Raw genomic sequence first — 17087 nt, 5'->3', positions numbered from 1 at the left:
TGCGGGTTTGCCGCTTTGTACGCTGATATCGCCAAAGACAACCGTCCGTCTCTTTCGTTGTTCTTAAAGATGGGCTTTGCGCCGGTCGAGAAAGACGCTACGCGCTGGCTGCCAAACGGTGCCCGGCATTTGTGCTTCTCCCGCGAAAGGGCGGTAAATTGGCCGCAAAGACAGTATGATTTTAATTTGAGAACAGTATAATCATTTCGACCAATAACTATAAAGAAATAGGTCAAATCATGTGATAAATATAATAGATCTCTCCAATAATTAAAGAGATTTCTCAAAAATCGGATGCCGGGCATTCTTTCGGTCAATGTAAATACTTTCGCAACTTAGCCAACACGTCATCAAAATCCAGCGGTTTGCCCACGTGGTCGTTCATGCCGGCCTCCAGGCATTTTTCTATGTCTTCACGGAATACGTTAGCCGTCATGGCCACTATGGGTATTTTTTGGGCGTTCGGCACATCCATGGCCCGGATACGGCGGGTAGCCTCATAGCCGTCTACGCTCGGCATGTGTATGTCCATGAATATCATGTTGTAGCGTTCCGGATCTTTGCTGAACAAGTCGATCGCTTCTGCGCCTGATTCCGCACATTCTATTTCCAGTTCCGTCGGCTCAAGCAGCGCCAGGACGATTTCCCTGTTGATTTCCACGTCTTCCGCCAATATTATCCTGTACCCCGCAAAACACGGCAGGCCATCGTTGTCCGCATTTTCCCTGTCCACCGGCATGTTGTTTTTGCCGAGGCACTCGTTGATGCAATCGGCGATGGCCGATATGAACAGAGGCTTGGCGAGAAACTTAGTTACGCCGGCGCGCTTGGCGTCATTTTCGATGATGCTCCATTCGCCGGAAGAAATCATTATAACCACCGACCTGCCCATATCTTTTTCGCTGATCCAGCGGGACAGTTCTATGCCGTCCATGCCGGGCATTCTCCAGTCAACGAAATAAATGTCATAAGAGCCGTTGACAATGATCTTTTCGATCGCCTCTTCGCCGTTTGCGGCGGTATCGCAGACAATGCCGAGATGCCGCGCGATCTCGGCGAAATATTCCAGCACCTCCGGCATATCGTCAATGACGATTACCCGGACATTTGCCCAGTTAATATCGCCGCGCAAAAGACTTTGCCGCGTTTTTTCGCTCCCGCGCGCGGCCTTTATGGTGAAGGCGAAAGTGGAGCCTTTTTCCGCTTCCGATTCCACCCAAATCTTGCCGCCGGCCATTTCCACGATGCGCTTGGAGATTGCGAGCCCCAAGCCGGTTCCGCCAAATTTGCGCGCAATGCCGCCGTCCGCCTGCTCAAAAGAATTAAACAGGCGCGCCTGTTGCTCCTGGCTTATCCCTATGCCGGTGTCGGTTACCTGGATTTGAATTGTGCAGATGCCGTTTTCTTCTTCCAAAAGACGCGCTTCCAGGCGCACAGTGCCACGCTCCGGCGTGAATTTAACGGCGTTGCTCAAAAGATTGGCAATAACTTGAGTTATCCTTTGGTCATCGTTGACAATTGCATAAGGTATGTTCTTGTCTATATGCACAATAAAACTCTGCTGCCGTTCCTCTACGCGGAAATTGATGACATTGACCGCTTTCATGAACATCTGCTCAAAGACAAACTCCGTATAAGAAAGCTCAAACTTGTTCGCTTCAATCTTGGACATATCCAATATGTCGTTGATAACGCCCAAAAGGTGCGTGGACGCGGAATCTATTTTTTTAAGGCAGTAATCTTTCCTTTCCAGATCGGGAGAATTTCTGGCGATCGTCGTCATGCCGATAATCGCGTTCATCGGCGTGCGCATCTCATGGCTCATGCGCGAAAGGAAATCGCCTTTGGCGCGGCTTGCTACTTCCGCTTCATTTTTCGCGTGCGTCAGCAAGGTTACGTCATTGAGCATCAACATGACGCAGAGCGTGCCGGCGTCATGGTCTATATCCGCGTTGGTGGAGATGCGGCGCAATTTAAGCGCGTAACTATATTCAACGCCGTCATTGTCAAAAAGGCTGACGTCGGCGTCATAAGTGCCGACGGCTTTTTCCTGCGGGCTAAAGAGCGCGGCGGCATCCCGGGCCAATTCTCCGCGCGCCACGACGGAGGCGAAGATATCGTCTTTTTCCGCTTTAAGGTTGTGCCGCTTCAGCACGGCGGACATGGCTTTGTTGAAATAAACCAGTTTGCGCGATTTGTCGAAAATGGCCAAGGCGTCAGGCATGGCGTCAAAATGGGAACAAATGACGTCAAAGGTAAAGTTAATGGAAGCGATGATCAGATGATAATCGCCATAATGCAGCGAAAGGTCGGCTCTTTCATTGAGGAATCCGGCGCGCGCCGCTTTTGTGAGGCGCTGGATAGCGTGGATGACGTTTTGCACGGAGGTTGACATAGCGGTAAAGACCTTGCCAAGCTGGCCGATTTCATCTGCCCGGTTTGTTATGTAACTGGGCAGGAGGCCGCCGAATTCACCGATTGCCAATTTGCGCGCTTTTTCGGTAATGGCGTCAAGCGGGGCGGTAAGTATTTTACGGATAAACGTGCTGAAGAAAAACATAAAACATATAAGCGCGACCACCGTAATCGCGAAGCTGGTAAGTATGGCCTGTTGCACCGGGGACATAAAATCACTTCGCGCCGCTTGTATGCCCAAGGACCAAAGGGTACCCTGTATAGGGGAATAGCTTACAAATATGCGGCCTTGCGAAGTGTTTATATTGGCAGCGCCCGTTTGCCCTTTTTGCATAAGCGACAGCACGGAGCGGGCAGAGGCGGCAAAATCAAAACTTTCCGCGAAAGTCTCGCGGTTAAGGACCTTGCGCATTTGCGTATGGACAATAAACTGCCCGTTTTCGTTGATGATGAAAGCCGCGCCGTTAGCCCCCAAATTAATATTTTTCACAATATCGTTGAGAATGTCGTATTTATAGCTGCCGGCAAGATAATAAGCCGTATAAGATTCAACGCCTTTTCCGTCCGGCCTTGGCCTTGTGTCAATTATCGGCGCCCCGATGATAATTTCCATGTCGGAGCCGCTGTTGTGAATATCTTTGTCGATAACAAGGTTGCTGGTTTTTTCCATCATCAAATACAAATTGCGCCCGGAAATTTCCCTGGGGCTGGCGCCGCTGCCTGTCAGCAGCTTGCCATTTTTTTCGTATATCCCCAGCCAGCCGAATTCCATGCCTGACATTACTTTGTCAAGCAAGGCCTGCTTGTCCTCTTTGGAGGAGCGGGGGGAAGTCAGCACGCCGTTATATCTGAGCAGGAAAAAACGATCGACCAAATTATGCAGGTTGTTTTCCGCGCTTTGAGCCGCCGTCCTGGCCATCGGCTGCAAAATATCCAGCAAAATCCTGTCTGTCAGCGAATTCATGAAATAAACGATAACAAACACGAGACTGGCGGCGAGGACAATGACGGCAGTTAAAGTACAGAATAAAATTTTATTGGTAATTTTTTTCTCTCTTTTGTCCATGTGCTTAGATTTAGCCTTTCGATTTTTGGGTTGCCGCGCCCGACAAATCAACAAACGCTACTTGCTTGTCGCCGGCTTGCGCCTGCGCGATAGCAGCTTTAGCCAATAATTGGAAAGAAGCGTGGGAGTGGGTCGCGCCCGATACGGCGTAAATGTTGCCCGGATCCTGCATTTCTAAAAGCCTGGCCGAATAATGGCGCGTGTACTTGTTGGGATAATTGCCGTCCGACTGGTTCATTACGCGCATATATTCCGTATCCCATGATTTAATGAAACCGCTGGCGTTTTTGGCGTTATACTCAACTGTTATGATTTTATTGTTGCTGACATAAATGGCCACAAATTCTTTCCAACCATGAAGATCGAAAGCCGCGGCTTCGGCCATATAGTACCCATCCTGCATTCCCGCCGCTTGTGGCGCGCAGGCAAAAGAAAGCAAAGCGGCGGCGATAAATATTGCCCCCCAAAAAATACGGTAACCTTTCACTATTATTCCCCCAGATAAAATATGGACAAAACCACGCGCCATTGCAAAGAACAAACCGAAGGCGGCGCGCCGACAAAATGCATGTCAACATCGGTTTATTTATTATACCATAACAATGCAATAAATAATACGTATGCGCAAACATCGTTGCCGGCACATTGCAATATGTTTTGCAATGCTGTTTGACCTTATGATTGACGCACTCTGGCGGATTAGTATATAATTGTTGTATCAAAAGCTGTTGAGGGCGGAGTTTGCGCAAGGCGCCCCATAAAGAGCCGGGCGCGGCGAGAGCCGGCGGCAAGGACGGCAAACGGATCGCTGCCTTGGCCTGAAATATCCTTCTCCGGCAGGTGGACGTGGCCGTGCCGGAAAGATAGGCAAGCGGCGGCGGTTGCGCCCGTTAACGCGCTGACGAGCGGCTGCGGCGCATTTGCGGCCGCCGGGGCGGCAAACGGGTAAAAGTCCCGTCCCTTGCGGGCGGCGGCTTTATTTTTTTGGAGGTGTTTTGTGTGGATTACAGCAAAACTTTAAATCTGCCTGTGACGGAATTTCCTATGCGGGCCTCTTTGCCTGAACGGGAGCCGGAGATTTTGGGCTATTGGCATAATGAGAATGTTTATGAAAAAAAACAGGCAAAACGCCGCGGACGGGAAAAATTCATACTGCACGACGGGCCGCCCTACGCCAACGGCAGCATACATCTCGGCACGGCCTTGAACAAAATATTGAAAGATATAATCGTGAAATATAAGTACCTGCGCGGCTTTGACGCTCCGTATGTGCCGGGGTGGGACACCCACGGCATGCCTATTGAACACGCCGCCATCAACAATCTTGGCCTGAACCGGGCAGAACTTGACCCTTTGGTGCTGCGCGGCGAGTGCAAAAACTACGCCTTAAAGTGGGTAGAGGCGCAAAAGGAAGATTTCAAGCGGCTGGGCGTCCTCGGCGACTGGGAGCGTCCCTACATTACGCTCGCGCCGGAGTTCGAGGCCGAGCAGATGCTTGTGTTTGGCGGCATGGCGGAAAAGGGCTATATATACAAGGGGCTTAAATCCGTCTATTGGTGCCCGCATTGCGAAACGGCGCTGGCCGAAGCCGAGATCGAGTACGGGGAAGAAAAATCCCCGGCCGTCTACGTCAAATTCCCGCTGGCGGACGATAAGGGCGCATTGCCGCCGGGCCTTAAAAACAAGCCGGTTTTTGCCGTTATCTGGACGACCACGCCCTGGACGCTGCCCGCCAACGCCGCGCTTGCCGTACATCCTGATTTTGAGTACAGCTGGGTTGAAGGCGACGGCGAAATATATCTTTTCGCGAAAGAACTGCTGCCGCAGATTGAAGCGGAAACCAGCAGGAAATTCGACATATTTTCCGGCATAAACGGCAAAGAACTGGAAGGGCTCATTTTCCGGCATCCTTTCCTTGACCGCGCATCGCCGGTGGTGCTGGCCGGCTATGTAACCGCCGATACCGGCACGGGTATCGTCCATACCGCGCCCGGACATGGGCCGGACGACTTTGCCACCGGCGAGCGGTATGGCCTGCCGGTGATCTCGCCGGTCGGGCCGGACGGCAAATTCACGGCGGAAGGCGGGCGGTTTGCCGGCTTGTTCGTATTTGACGCCAATGGCTCTGTTATCAAACTTTTGGCGGAAAACGGCATGTTGTTTTCCAAAGGGGCGATCAGGCATCAATATGCCCATTGCTGGCGCTGCAAAAACAAAATCATCTATCGCGCCACCGAGCAATGGTTTGCCTCGGTCGATGGCTTTCGCGAAAAGGCGCTGGCGGAAATAGACCAAAATGTGCGCTGGATTCCTTCCTGGGGGCGCGAGCGTCTGCACAACATGGTGGCCGACCGCAACGATTGGTGCATATCGCGCCAGCGCGTCTGGGGCGTGCCCATACCGGTATTTTATTGCAAACAGTGCGGCGAGGCGCTCATAAACGGCGCTACCGTCAAACACATATCACGTATTTTCCGCCGTGAAGGTTCCAACGCCTGGTGGGGGAAAGCAGCCGGGGAACTTATGCCGGAAGGCACGGCCTGCCCCAAATGCGGGGCGAAGGAGTTTCGCAAGGAAACCGACATCATGGATGTCTGGTTTGACAGCGGCTCCAGCCACGCCGCAGTGCTTAAAATGCGGCCGGAACTGAAATGGCCGGCCTCCATGTATCTGGAAGGCAGCGACCAGCATCGGGGCTGGTTTCAGTCCTCGCTTTTGACTTCGGTCGCCCATTTCGGCGCCGCCCCTTATGAATCGGTGCTGACGCACGGTTTCGTCGTGGACGGCGAAGGCCGCAAAATGTCCAAATCCATCGGCAATACCATTTATCCGCAGGAAGTAATAAAAAAATACGGCGCCGACATATTGCGCTTGTGGGTAGCGTCCGCCGATTACAAAGCCGATATTAAAATATCCAATGACATACTGAAACAACTGTCGGAGGTATACAGGAAAATCCGCAATACTTTCCGTTACATTATCAGCAACCTCTACGATTTCGACCCGGAAAAAGACAGCGTCGACTATGCGGATTTGCAGGAAATTGACAAATGGGCCTTGCTGAAACATGAGCAAGTAAAAGCCAAAGTTACGGAAGCCTACGAAAACTATGAATTTCACCTTTTATATCACGCCGTGCATAACTTCTGCACCATTGATCTTAGCTCTTTTTATCTTGACATAATCAAAGACCGGCTTTACTCTTCCCGGCATGACGATTCGGCCCGCCGCTCCGCCCAGACGGCCATGCATCTTATAATCATGGATTTGGTGGTAATGCTGGCGCCGGTACTGTCCTTTACCACGGAAGAAACTTGGCGCTATATGAAAAAAAGCGCCGACGCGCCCCAAAGCGTACAAATGACGGACTGGCCGGCGGCGCGTCCGGAGTTGCTCAATCCCGCCATAGAGCAAAGATGGGAAGGGTTCATTGAATTGCGCGGCCATATAACCAAAGCATTGGAAGCGGCGCGCCGAGCAAAAATCATCGGCCACTCGCTTGACGCAAGGGTGGTCTTGTACGCCGAAGGCGCGGCCCATTCGACGTTGTCGCAATTTGCCGACCAGTTGGCGGGCCTTCTCATCGTTTCCCAAGTCAGGATAGGCAAGGGGCCGGGCGGCGGCGAGGCAACCGGACGCGAGGACCTGCGAGTGCTGGTGGAAGCGGCGGACGGGGAAAAATGCGAAAGATGCTGGATTTACAGCCCGACGGTAGGGGACGATGCGGGGCATCCGACCCTCTGCAGCCGCTGCGCACGGGTTTTGGCCTGAAATGGCGCAAGGTATCGGCGCGTCGGCATAGCGATGTTTTGAATGATATTGCAGCGGAATGAACTTTCGGAGGTAAAAGATGGCGGCAAAAGAAAATTCTTTTGATGTTGTGTCCGATATTGACATGCAGGAAATGGATAACTCAATAAACCAAGTCAACAAAGAAATAACCCAGCGATATGATTTCAAAGGCTCGGCGGCTAAAATCGAACTGAGCGGCGACGAACTGAAACTGGCCGCGGAAGACGAATACAAAATCGAGGCTGTTTTGGACATGCTGCGGATGCGCATGGCCAAACGCGGCCTCCCCCTGCGCTGCCTTCTGCCGGGCAAGATAGAGCCCGCCGCCCGAGGCAGCGTGCGCCAGAACATAACCATTCAAAAAGGCATAAACAAAGACAAGGCAAAGGATATTGTCAATACGGTAAAAAATCTTAAACTCAAGGTGCAGGCATCCATACAAAATGACCAGATCAGAATTTCCGGCGCGAAAAAAGACGACCTGCAGGCGGTAATCGCCGCGCTCAAACAGGCGGATTTCGGGATTGACCTGCAATTTGTCAACATGAGGTGAGTGGCTGCCGATGCAAACAGGCATAGCCGTCATAGGTACGATATTCGTCGATTACAAAGGATTCGCCCGGGCGGGCTATCAGCCGAACGGGCGCAACCTCGGCCGGGTAGCCGTTACGCCGGGCGGCGTGGCGCGCAACGTCGCGGTGAACATGCGCTGCCTCGGGATGGATACTTGGCTTGTTTCCACGCTGAACCAAGACGGGGAATGTCTGTTGCTTAAAAACAGGCTGAGCGGTTACGGCATACGCCTTGACTGCCTGGCGACGGTCGCCTCGGGCGGCATTGGCGCTTGGCTGGCGATCATCGGGCAAGGCGGCGATCTTTTGGGCTCGGTTTCCCACATGCCGGATGTTTCCGTAATGGAGGCGGCGATCATTCCGGCCTTGCCCGCTGTTTTTCCGAAAGTTGAAGGCGTGGCGCTGGAAGTGGACTTGAGCGAAAAAATAGCGCGCGCCGTTTTTGCCGAAGCCGCCGCCAAAAACGTAAAAATATACGCCCTGCCCGGCAATCTCTCCATAATCGGCAAAAATTACGGCTTTTTCCGGAACATGGAGTGTTTCATCTGCAACGAGGTGGAAGCCGGCGCGTTGATGCGAAAAGACATTGGCGAGCCGGAGAAGATGTTGCCGGAAGCGATTGCTTTCGCCCGGGAGCAAAAATTGAAAAATTTTGTCGTTACGCTGGGCGAGAAAGGCGCCGTGTATATCGACAGCCAAGGCCGCTCCGGTTTTCAGGGCATATATCCGGCGGCGGCGGTCGATAGCACGGGGGCGGGCGACGCTTTTTTTTCCGCCGCCGTTGCCGCGCTCCTGCGGGGAGAGACCCTGGCCGGGGCGGTGGACTGCGGGGCGCGCGTTGCGTCGTTGGTTATCGGATCGGGGGAAAGCGATTGTTCCGGCTTGAACATCCAAGCCGGCAGCCGGCCTTTTAAGCCGCGCGGGGCTTTGCCCGCCGGAGATGGCCCGCCCCGCCCCGAAGGGGGCGGGGCGGGCCAAGACTAAGATCTTCCCTCACCAGCCTTTGATGACCGAATCTTTAAAGGATTTTTCGATAAATTGCTCCACTTCCGGCGACTGATAAGCTTTGACAAGTTTTTTCAGTTCCTCGCGGTCTTTGTCTTTTCTCCTTGCCACGATGACGCAGGTATAGGGAGAATCTTTGTCTTCCAGCGCTATGGCGTCCTTGGTCGGGGTGAGATTGGCCTTGAGGGCGTAACTGGTATTTACGGCCACGATGGTCGCGTCATCCAGCGCTCGGGGAGATTGGGCGGCCTCCACTTCGACGATTTTCAGTTTTTTGGGGTTTTCCGTTATATCGAGCGGCGAAGGCAATATGCCCGCCTCCGGCTTTAATTTGATAAGCCCGAATTTTTGCATCAAGAGAAGCGCCCGCCCGCCGTTGGACGGATCGTTGGGTATGGTGGCGATTGCGCCTTCTGGCAAGTCTTCCAGTTTTTTGATCTTTTTTGAGTACAGGCCCATGGGCATTATAACGGTGTTGCCTATGGCGACAAGGTCAAATTTCGTTTCTTTCTTTAATTGCGCATCCAAAAATGGCTTGTGTTGGTAACTGTTGGCGTCAAGTTCGCCGAAGTTGAGGGCTTCGTTGGGCTTGATATAATCGCTGAACTCAACTATCTGCATTTCTACGCCGTCTTTGGCCAGGACCGGCTTTGCCGCTTCCAGAAGTTGTGCTTGCGGCCCGGAAGTAGACCCTACCTTGATAACCTTTTTGGTCGCCGGCTGGCTGGAAGAACACCCGGCCAGCAACGCCATGGCGAGCAATAGGATAAAAACCACGGGTAATTTTTTTAGCATGTTGTTTCGCGCTCCTTATCTTTGTATATTTTTACGGTATAAAACCGACTGGAACGGGACTTTGTCGGGAATTGTTCAAGAACTCGCTTTCGGTATGCATACAAGATAATTTTCGTTATGAGAGGAAGCGCCGTTGGCGCATACCGGAGAAAGCCCGCAAGGGAAAACGGAAGCGGCGGAGCGGAAAGTCAGCGGCAAAGAGGCCAAAACGGAGGTTTTCAACTGCGCCTTGGGCAAAAGGGACAATGCTTGCCGAACGCTTCTTTGCCATGAGCTTATAACAAGTTTGTTTCGCCGCCAAACCGCGCCTTTCCCGGAAAGTCGCGCAAAGAAGCGCCTATCATGGGCAAAAGTGCCCCGGCGCGCCTTATGTCGCCCCAAAGGATAAAACCCACAAGCGTTGCTTCCCGTAATATCAATTTGCGGTAGCAGCCTGACGATGGATTGTAAAAAACGGCTTCTTCCAGCCCAGGGCCGCGCAGCGTTTCCCCCGCCGCCGCCAAGGGCCGGCCGAAGATGTTGGCGGTGTTGACCCGGATGCTGCCTTCATAGGCCAAAAAGCCTCCCGCCATATTGACGCCGGCGGCAGTACCTTGCTTTACGGCGTTTTGCCAAGTGGCCACGATCTGTTTGCCGCCTGCGGGAAAAACGCCGCCTTTGGCCACGTCGCCTGCGGCATAGACTCCTTCCCAGCGCGTGCGCATGTGGCAATCCACCTCCACGCCGCCAGCGGTTTCCGCGCCCAAATGCGCCAGCATACGGAGATTGGGTTTTACTCCTATGCAAACGACAACATGGGCAGCCGGAATTTCTTTTCCGTTGCTTAACATGACGCTTTCCACTTTTTGGCCCGCAACGCCAATCCCCGCCACGGCAGTCGACGTCTTTACGGCGACTCCGGCGGCGGCCGCCGCCTCGGACGCCAGGGCGGACGCCGTCTCGTCCAACTGCCGCGGCATAATTTGTCCGGCCGCTTCCAAAACGGTAACCTCTAAACCAACCTTGCGCAGCGCCTCCGCCACTTTTAAGCCTACCAGTCCGCCGCCGGCCACTACGGCCTTGTCGCCCGGCTTTATGTGCGCGGCCAGTTTTTCCGCGTCTTCTTCCTCCCAGAAAGTATATAGCCCTTGGCAACCTTCTTTAAACCACTCGGGACATATCGGGTGCGACCCGGTAGCCAGCAGCAGGCGGTCATAACGCAGTTCGGAGCCGTCGGAAAGCACGGCCACGCTTTTCTCCGGGTATACGGAGGACAGCTTTCGGCCGCTTATCGGCTGTATTTTGTGATCCCGGCAAAAAGTTTCCGGGCGAAAACAGGCACTTTCTTTTGGCAGATCGCCGCCCAGATATTCCGGCAGGGCCATCCTGCCGCGTAGTCGCCCGGCATCCGGCGCAAGCATGGTGATATCTCCGGCGCTGTCCAAACGCCTGACGGCCTCCGCGCAAAAAACAGCCGCCGGGCCGCCGCCGGCCAATAAATACCGCATTTTCACTCCTTAGGGTTCGTCCGTGCACCAAGTATCCATAAGCTCTTCAAGAATGAGCTGGGCGCGGCGCGGATTAAAGATACCGCAGGCACAGGGCGTGGCAAGTAGGTTCGCCGCTTTTTCCAGGCTGACGCGGCCGCGTTTTATATCAACAAGCGTTTTGCGCACCAACGCCTGTGAAACCATGCCATGCCCGCACATGGTGGTGATTTGCAGAAGGTCGCCGTGCGGCAGGCGCTCCGTTTTCCCTTTGATGCCAAGGGACACTTCAACCGTGTGAGGTTTTATCCCGTTTGCCTCCAGCGTTTCGTTCAGGTTCCCCAACAGGCCGGATATAGTTACCGACAAGCCCAAATCCGCTTTCTTGACTTGCGCGATGACCCTGGCAAATTCGTCTTTGTCCCGAAAAACGGCGTGCGCCACGGAAGTATCCCGCACTCCGCCCACAATGTCCTGAAAGCTGGCGATATACGCGCCGCCTACTTTTACCTCTCCCATGTTTGCCCAATCGTGCTTATTTATTATGGAGAAAAAATCTTTCAGGGCGTAACTGGAATTTACGGCGTTTACGCCTTTGGCCGACATGGCCAGCAGCACGTAGTCCCCGGAGAGGTTATCGGCCGTGCCTTGGCGATGCAAGGTATGAGACATCAGCAACCCGCCCCTTTTATAAAAAGCCGCCCAAGCCCGATATTTATCTTGCCGTTCGGCGCGTAAGGGCGCTTTCCCCTTTTCAGCATTTCAAGCGCGGGAACGGACAAATCGTCCGCAACGCGCGAAATAATGTCCACCGAAAAAACAGATTCTATTTCCCCGGCTACTTTGTCCAGCGCGTCAAGGATTTCAGCGGCGCGTTCTATGGGCGCGACGGTCTCGACGATACAAGAGAGGACCTTCTCGTCCAAGACATCTTCTTTTAATTTGCCGGTGGCGGGATCGGCCAGCAAACTGGTCAGGGGGTTTTGTTTTTCAAACTCCACGGCAAGGGGCGCCAGCGCCATAAAAACGCGTTCGGCGTCGCGCAGGCGCGCCCCCAGGACCGGCCGCCCTAATTCCGCCGAAATGCCGACATAGCCGTGTTTATAGCGGTTGGTAACGTCATTGGTTTTTATTTCTTCCGTGCCGCGACCCGGAACCTTTGTTTCCTTATGGGTTACCAGAGGGTTGCTGAACGTACCCCGCACGCTGCGCGGCCACACGGCGGGGGGCTGTTCCAGCGCGTCCGTCGGACAGGCCTTGGCGCGCAGGCAAACTTCGCAGTCCACACATTCATCTTCGTCAACCCGGCATTGAACCTGCCCGCCTTTTTCTTTGCGGACGAAAGCGATGCAGCCCATGGTGCAGAAAACGCGGCATTGGCCGCAGCCTATGCATTTTCCCGGATTTATGCGCATAAACTCATCTCCGATTAAATATGGAAAAAAGCGGCCGCTTGCTCGACATACCGGCCGGGTTCATAGTAAAGCAGCAAAGATGATAGCTTTTCCCCCAAGTCGCCGTTGCCGAACGGCAGTTCCGTGGCGGTGAAAACGCGGAAACCCGCCGCCGCTAAAACAATGGCCTCCGCCAGATCGCGCCCGCCGGTAATTTCCGGCAAAAAAATGCCGATGCGCTCCCGTTCGGCGCGAAACGGCAAAATCGCCGCTGCGTTGTCGGCACAGTAGGCTATCTTGGAATTGCCGGCGCCGTATTTGGCGACAGCGGCCACCGCTTCGCCCGCGACAATGCAAGGCACGCCGCTTTGGGCCAGTTTTTGCGTAAGATTTAGCGACAGCTCGTCAACGGTCAGCTTGATGTTGCCGCCGCCGCCGATTATGGCCAGCGGCTCCCGGAAGTTTCTCGCGGCGTCGGCAAGGGGCGTCAGCTCTATGTCCGCCGGAGCGCCGGCTGGCCGTATTTTGGATTCGCTGCGGTTTTTGCGGGCCGCGCGCGCCTTCGGCAAAATCGTTTCAGCGCCGGAGCGCCTGTCCAATACGGCCGTATGGTATGCAGCGGCCGCGCCGCGCATTAGGCTGATGCCCTGTTCGTTCAGTACAAGGGCGTCCACCAGCCCGGTCAAAAGAGCAAATTCGGAGTCGCAGAAAGAGGCGGCCGCGTCATGCCCCGCTAAAACCCTTCCTATCGTCGAAACCTTTGCGTCGTTGGCGCAAAGGCTCTGCAACAAATCTTGCGTGGGGTCCTGTACGCATATATTGACTTTGTCCGAGGACAAAACGCCCGGGCCGACCTTGACACGGCCGGCTGCGCCCGGGGCAGTCCCGCCCAAAGAACGGCGCGCGGCCTCTATTATGGAAGAAAGACGCTCTCCTTCCGCCGCCGGTTCGCCCAGCAAACGCATGATCGTACGGTAAACGAGATCGTCCGGGCCAAAGCCGCAGACCGTCTTTTGCTCTTTGGGCGCGAAAGGGTTCAGACGGCAAGGCCCCAGCAGGCAATCGGCGCAAAAAAGGCCGAGACGGGCAAAGCCGTCCTGCGGCAAACTTTGTTCGTATCTATCCCAACTGAGCGACAGGCCATTTTCCCGCGCCCAACGAAAATAAGGCCGAAAATCCGCATACGCGGTCTTTCTCCTGATTTGCGCCATAATATTTCCCCTCGCAGTTTCAATTGCCGCAAAAACCGGCGGCGCGCCGCCGCTCGCGATTCTTTTCTTCAATTTCTTCCGGCGTAAGCAGCGAGATGGCTTTGGTCGGACAAGCGGCCATGCAGTACGGTTCCCGCATCTGGAAACAGCGGTCGCATTTTTCCGCCGCGTGTTTTTCCGCCGCAGGGGCAATCACGCCATAGGGGCAAGCCGCAACGCACATCCAGCAGCAAAGGCACTTATCGGCGTCTATATAGCTGCAGCCGCTTTCCCTGTCCACCCGCAAAGCGCCTGTGGCGCAGGCGCTTACGCAAGGGAAGTCGTCGCATTGGCGGCAATGCACAACGCGCGCCGACCGCCCGTCGCCTTCCACATATACTCGCGCCCGCGCCCGGGGCCTTTCCCGCGCCGCGCCAAAAAGGTTTTTCGCTACGGAGCCGCGTTCTACGGCACAGCGCAATTCACATGTTTTGCAGCCCATGCACAAATTACGGTCAACATAAAACCGCCTTGTTGTCACAATATACCTCTTATCGGCCGCGCGGCGCGATTTTAATACTAAATATATATGCGTTACATTAACACACTTAAAAATAAAATGCAATGCCCAATTGCCCCGTCCGTCCACGCTTGTTCAAGCCGCAAGCCGGGAAACGGCATAAAATAACGCCATGCTGCGCAAGCGCTTCGCCGCATCTCTCGCAGCGGGAGCTGGCGAAGCGCCTAAGGGCTGCCAGGCCCACACAAAAACCCCCGCCAAAAGCCGCGCGGCGCGGGCAAAAGCGGCGGATAGGCGGACGCTGCCGCTACCCCAATAAATCAAGCACCCTTTGCGGCCACTGCCGCGACTGCGCCAATACGGACTGCGCAGCCTGGATCTTTATGTTGTTTTTGGCAAAAAGCGACGCTTCCCGTGCCATGTCCGCATCGCGGATTCGCGCTTGCGCCGCCTGCGTATTTTCGGCGGCTGCGGTATTTTTGTCCCGGGTATATTCCAGCCTGTTTATGTTTTCGCCCAGAAGCGCCCGCTCGGAACTGACGTAATTGATGGCGCGGTCAACATAGGCGATGGCTTCCAACGCCCTTTCTTGCGGGACGACGACCGGATCGGTCTCCAAGGACATCTTGCCGAGGCTCATGTCCGGCAGCCGCACGTAAAACCCATCGCCGGTATTGGCCGCAGTCTGTATCCACAGGCGCCGCGCGCCGTAGGCCGCCGGGTCGGGCGTTCCCAGCAAAGTAGCTTTTATCTCTATCCGATCGGGGACCCCCAGCGCCGCCCCGCCGTCAAAGACGGCTTCCACCGCGTCAAAGCGCAGGGTGAGGCCGCTGCCCATATCCAAATCCGGCAGGCTCATGGGCACCCTTTCCGGGTTGGCGACGGGAACAGAAACAACCGGCTGATATATGGACACCCAGATGTTGCGCCCTCCCCCGGTCGCGCTGCTGCCGTCCGGGACTTCGCTGGACGGGGATGTCGTCTCGCCCACCACCAGGAACGAGCCATCGGCGTTGAATACGACATCATAAGCTATGTCGCTGCCCGATCCGCCCAAAGGCTGGCCCGTGCTCGTCATGTTAACGGCAAGGCCGCCCGGGCCGTCGATCAGTCCGGCCAGCCAGCCATCGCTGTTGCCGCTCGAACTGTCGGATCCGGCCAGCAGTATTTGCCCGTTTTGCTGCGCGATCTTGGTTATGGTTTTGCCGGGCAGATCCAATTTGCTGGCAATGCTGATTTCGGTATTGCCGGGAACCAAGGTTACTTTTGCGGCCATGCCGGCGCCGCCGAGATAAAAGCTGCCGTCGTTGGCCGTGCTGATGCGGGAAAAGTCAAGAGGGCCAAGGCTGCCGTTGCCGAAATCCCATTCGCCTATGGTTGCGCCATTAGCGACGCTGACGGCGGTAACCTTTTTAAGATCGTTGTCTACCGCTACGACGCAATCGATGCCGTTTACGTTCGCCCGGCAGATAGAGCCGGTTGGCAACGTGGCGGAGTTCGCCGGGCCGAGGGGTCGTTCCCATGCTTGCGCAATATTGTTTCCGCTGACGTTGTACCTGCGCAGGACATCTCTGTAGGAACCGTTGTCCAGAAAATAGCCGAGCGTGATAAAATCGCCGCCGGGCAGGGGGATGATATCCGCGCCGTCAAAATCAACAAGATTGCCCCTGACCCATTCATTTGAGAGATTCATATTGGCGTCATAGCGCCGGACGCACAAACCGTCCGCTTGGCCGCCCAGCCGCCCTATGGTCAGAAACCCTCCGTCCGCCGTGGGGACGATCTTGTTGATGAGGTCATACATATTGCCTCCAAAGCGGTCAGCGCCTGTCGGCTTTCCGGCCGCGTCCAAAAACAGGATGAAGCCGTCGGCGTTGCCGCCTAAGTAGCCAAGCAGATCGCCGCCGCCGCCGCCGGTATTGCCCACCACCACATAACCGCCGTTATAGGGGATAACGGATTTGCCCGTGTCCCAACTGTCCCCGCCGTATTGGTCTTGCCACACTTTTGCCGGCAAGGAGGGCGCCAAGGGTACCGTCCGGGTATCCAGCACCGGGCCCGGGTTGCCGTCCCGGGCAGTTATGGTGATGTTAAGCCCGTCGCTTACCAGGGAAAAGGCTATGCCGCGCCCGTCAATGTTGGCGAGCGCCCCGGTGGGATAAGACGGCTGGAGCACTTCGCTGACGTCGAAGGTTTTAAGGACGGGAGGGGGAGACGATGCGCTAAACCCGCCTTTAAGCACTTTTTTCTCGTTGTATTCCGTGCAGTTATAGAGGCGGACGAGTTCCTTTTTCAACTCATTTATTTCCATCTGTATAAATTCGCGGTCTTCGTCCGTATAAGTGCCGTTGCCGGCCTGTACGCACAGTTCGCGCATACGCTGGAGGATTTCGTGCATTTGGGACGTGCCGCCGTCCGCCGTGTTCAGCAAATCTATGGCGTGCCCAACATTTTTGTCCGCCATGGCCAGGCCGCGAATCTGCGCGCGCATTTTTTCCGAGATGGCCAGCCCCGCCGCGTCGTCCGCAGCCTGGACGATTTTCAGGCCGGAAGCGAGTTTCGCCGTGGATTTTTCGGCGGCGCGGCTGTTGGCGGCCAAATGTCTTTGCGCAGCCAAGGCGTGGATATTAGTGTTGATGGCCATAGCCATAGCTGTTTCTCCTGTTCTTAATCGCTGCGATAAATAAAGGCCGCGTTTACCGGAACGCGCCGGTTTTGACGCGTCGGCACGCATTTGCTTTTTCCGTTTCGGCGTGAGGTCAAGGCAACAATCCTCATTATGTATATCGCGTTATGCGGTCGAAAATTTAAGGCATCCTTTAGGTCTGGGGGGGGGGGGGGGGGGGGGGGGGGGGGGTCGTGGGGGGGGGGG

The 17087-nt window shown here is 55.1% G+C and carries 13 protein-coding genes; 4 read left to right on the top strand and 9 right to left on the bottom strand.

The window, feature by feature from the left end:
• On the top strand, positions 1–201 hold a 201-nt coding region (locus LBO03_06855; protein ID MDR3349307.1), incomplete at its 5' end, for a hypothetical protein.
• A 112-nt stretch (positions 202–313) separates the two neighbouring features.
• Here the strand turns inward: LBO03_06855 and LBO03_06850 are convergent.
• Both LBO03_06850 and LBO03_06845 read right to left on the bottom strand, forming a co-directional pair.
• The gene (locus tag LBO03_06850; protein ID MDR3349306.1) at positions 314–3481 is read right to left on the bottom strand and encodes a response regulator; all 3168 of its coding nucleotides are present in this window, start codon (positions 3479–3481) and stop codon (positions 314–316) included.
• A gap of 10 nt (positions 3482–3491) precedes the next feature.
• Positions 3492–3968, bottom strand: a complete 477-nt coding sequence (locus LBO03_06845; GenBank protein MDR3349305.1) for an FMN-binding protein — start codon at positions 3966–3968, stop codon at positions 3492–3494.
• Between the two features lie 512 nt (positions 3969–4480).
• Here LBO03_06845 and ileS point away from each other — a divergent pair.
• The 3 genes from ileS (at position 4481) to LBO03_06830 (ending at position 8829) form a co-directional block, all read left to right on the top strand.
• Positions 4481–7252 carry an isoleucine--tRNA ligase gene (gene ileS, locus LBO03_06840; protein MDR3349304.1) on the top strand — a complete coding sequence of 924 codons (2772 nt, stop codon included), beginning with the start codon at positions 4481–4483 and terminating at the stop codon, positions 7250–7252.
• 79 nt (positions 7253–7331) lie between these two features.
• Positions 7332–7826, top strand: a complete 495-nt coding sequence (locus LBO03_06835; protein MDR3349303.1) for a YajQ family cyclic di-GMP-binding protein — start codon at positions 7332–7334, stop codon at positions 7824–7826.
• 10 nt (positions 7827–7836) lie between these two features.
• Positions 7837–8829 (top strand): carbohydrate kinase family protein, encoded by a 993-nt coding sequence (locus LBO03_06830; GenBank protein ID MDR3349302.1) that lies wholly within the window; start codon positions 7837–7839, stop codon positions 8827–8829.
• 9 nt (positions 8830–8838) lie between these two features.
• Here the strand turns inward: LBO03_06830 and LBO03_06825 are convergent, their stop codons facing one another.
• The 7 genes from LBO03_06825 to LBO03_06795 form a co-directional block, all read right to left on the bottom strand.
• Complete coding sequence (locus LBO03_06825) at positions 8839–9645, bottom strand: MetQ/NlpA family ABC transporter substrate-binding protein (GenBank protein ID MDR3349301.1); 807 nt, start codon at positions 9643–9645, stop codon at positions 8839–8841.
• A 275-nt stretch (positions 9646–9920) separates the two neighbouring features.
• Entirely contained in the window at positions 9921–11132 is a 1212-nt protein-coding gene (locus LBO03_06820) for an FAD-dependent oxidoreductase (GenBank protein ID MDR3349300.1), read from the bottom strand.
• 9 nt (positions 11133–11141) lie between these two features.
• Positions 11142–11783, bottom strand: coding sequence for a hypothetical protein (locus tag LBO03_06815; protein MDR3349299.1), 642 nt, complete (start codon positions 11781–11783; stop codon positions 11142–11144).
• Positions 11783–12526, bottom strand: coding sequence for a ferredoxin family protein (locus LBO03_06810; protein MDR3349298.1), 744 nt, complete (start codon positions 12524–12526; stop codon positions 11783–11785). The genes LBO03_06815 and LBO03_06810 overlap by 1 nt, the downstream gene beginning before the upstream one ends.
• Positions 12527–12540: 14 nt before the next feature.
• The gene (locus LBO03_06805; protein MDR3349297.1) at positions 12541–13716 is read right to left on the bottom strand and encodes a hypothetical protein; all 1176 of its coding nucleotides are present in this window, start codon (positions 13714–13716) and stop codon (positions 12541–12543) included.
• 19 nt (positions 13717–13735) lie between these two features.
• Positions 13736–14236 (bottom strand): hypothetical protein, encoded by a 501-nt coding sequence (locus LBO03_06800; protein ID MDR3349296.1) that lies wholly within the window; start codon positions 14234–14236, stop codon positions 13736–13738.
• 286 nt (positions 14237–14522) lie between these two features.
• Positions 14523–16865, bottom strand: a complete 2343-nt coding sequence (locus LBO03_06795) for a hypothetical protein (GenBank protein ID MDR3349295.1) — start codon at positions 16863–16865, stop codon at positions 14523–14525.
• Positions 16866–17087: the final 222 nt, after the last annotated feature.

Source organism: Acidaminococcales bacterium (assembly GCA_031290885.1).
In the GTDB taxonomy this organism is placed as follows: domain Bacteria; phylum Bacillota; class Negativicutes; order Acidaminococcales; family JAISLQ01; genus JAISLQ01.
This window is presented reverse-complemented; position numbering and strand designations above follow the sequence as displayed.

What these genes read in the sequence shown, in the direction of transcription:
- LBO03_06805 (MDR3349297.1), bottom strand. Translation starts at nt 13,716, where the DNA reads ATGGCGCAAATCAGGAGAAAGACCGCGTATGCGGATTTTCGGCCTTAT.
- LBO03_06825 (MDR3349301.1), bottom strand. Translation starts at nt 9,645, where the DNA reads ATGCTAAAAAAATTACCCGTGGTTTTTATCCTATTGCTCGCCATGGCG.
- LBO03_06810 (MDR3349298.1), bottom strand. Translation starts at nt 12,526, where the DNA reads ATGCGCATAAATCCGGGAAAATGCATAGGCTGCGGCCAATGCCGCGTT.
- LBO03_06815 (MDR3349299.1), bottom strand. Translation starts at nt 11,783, where the DNA reads ATGTCTCATACCTTGCATCGCCAAGGCACGGCCGATAACCTCTCCGGG.
- LBO03_06820 (MDR3349300.1), bottom strand. Translation starts at nt 11,132, where the DNA reads ATGCGGTATTTATTGGCCGGCGGCGGCCCGGCGGCTGTTTTTTGCGCG.
- LBO03_06835 (MDR3349303.1), top strand. Translation starts at nt 7,332, where the DNA reads ATGGCGGCAAAAGAAAATTCTTTTGATGTTGTGTCCGATATTGACATG.
- LBO03_06795 (MDR3349295.1), bottom strand. Translation starts at nt 16,865, where the DNA reads ATGGCTATGGCCATCAACACTAATATCCACGCCTTGGCTGCGCAAAGA.
- LBO03_06850 (MDR3349306.1), bottom strand. Translation starts at nt 3,481, where the DNA reads ATGGACAAAAGAGAGAAAAAAATTACCAATAAAATTTTATTCTGTACT.
- LBO03_06830 (MDR3349302.1), top strand. Translation starts at nt 7,837, where the DNA reads ATGCAAACAGGCATAGCCGTCATAGGTACGATATTCGTCGATTACAAA.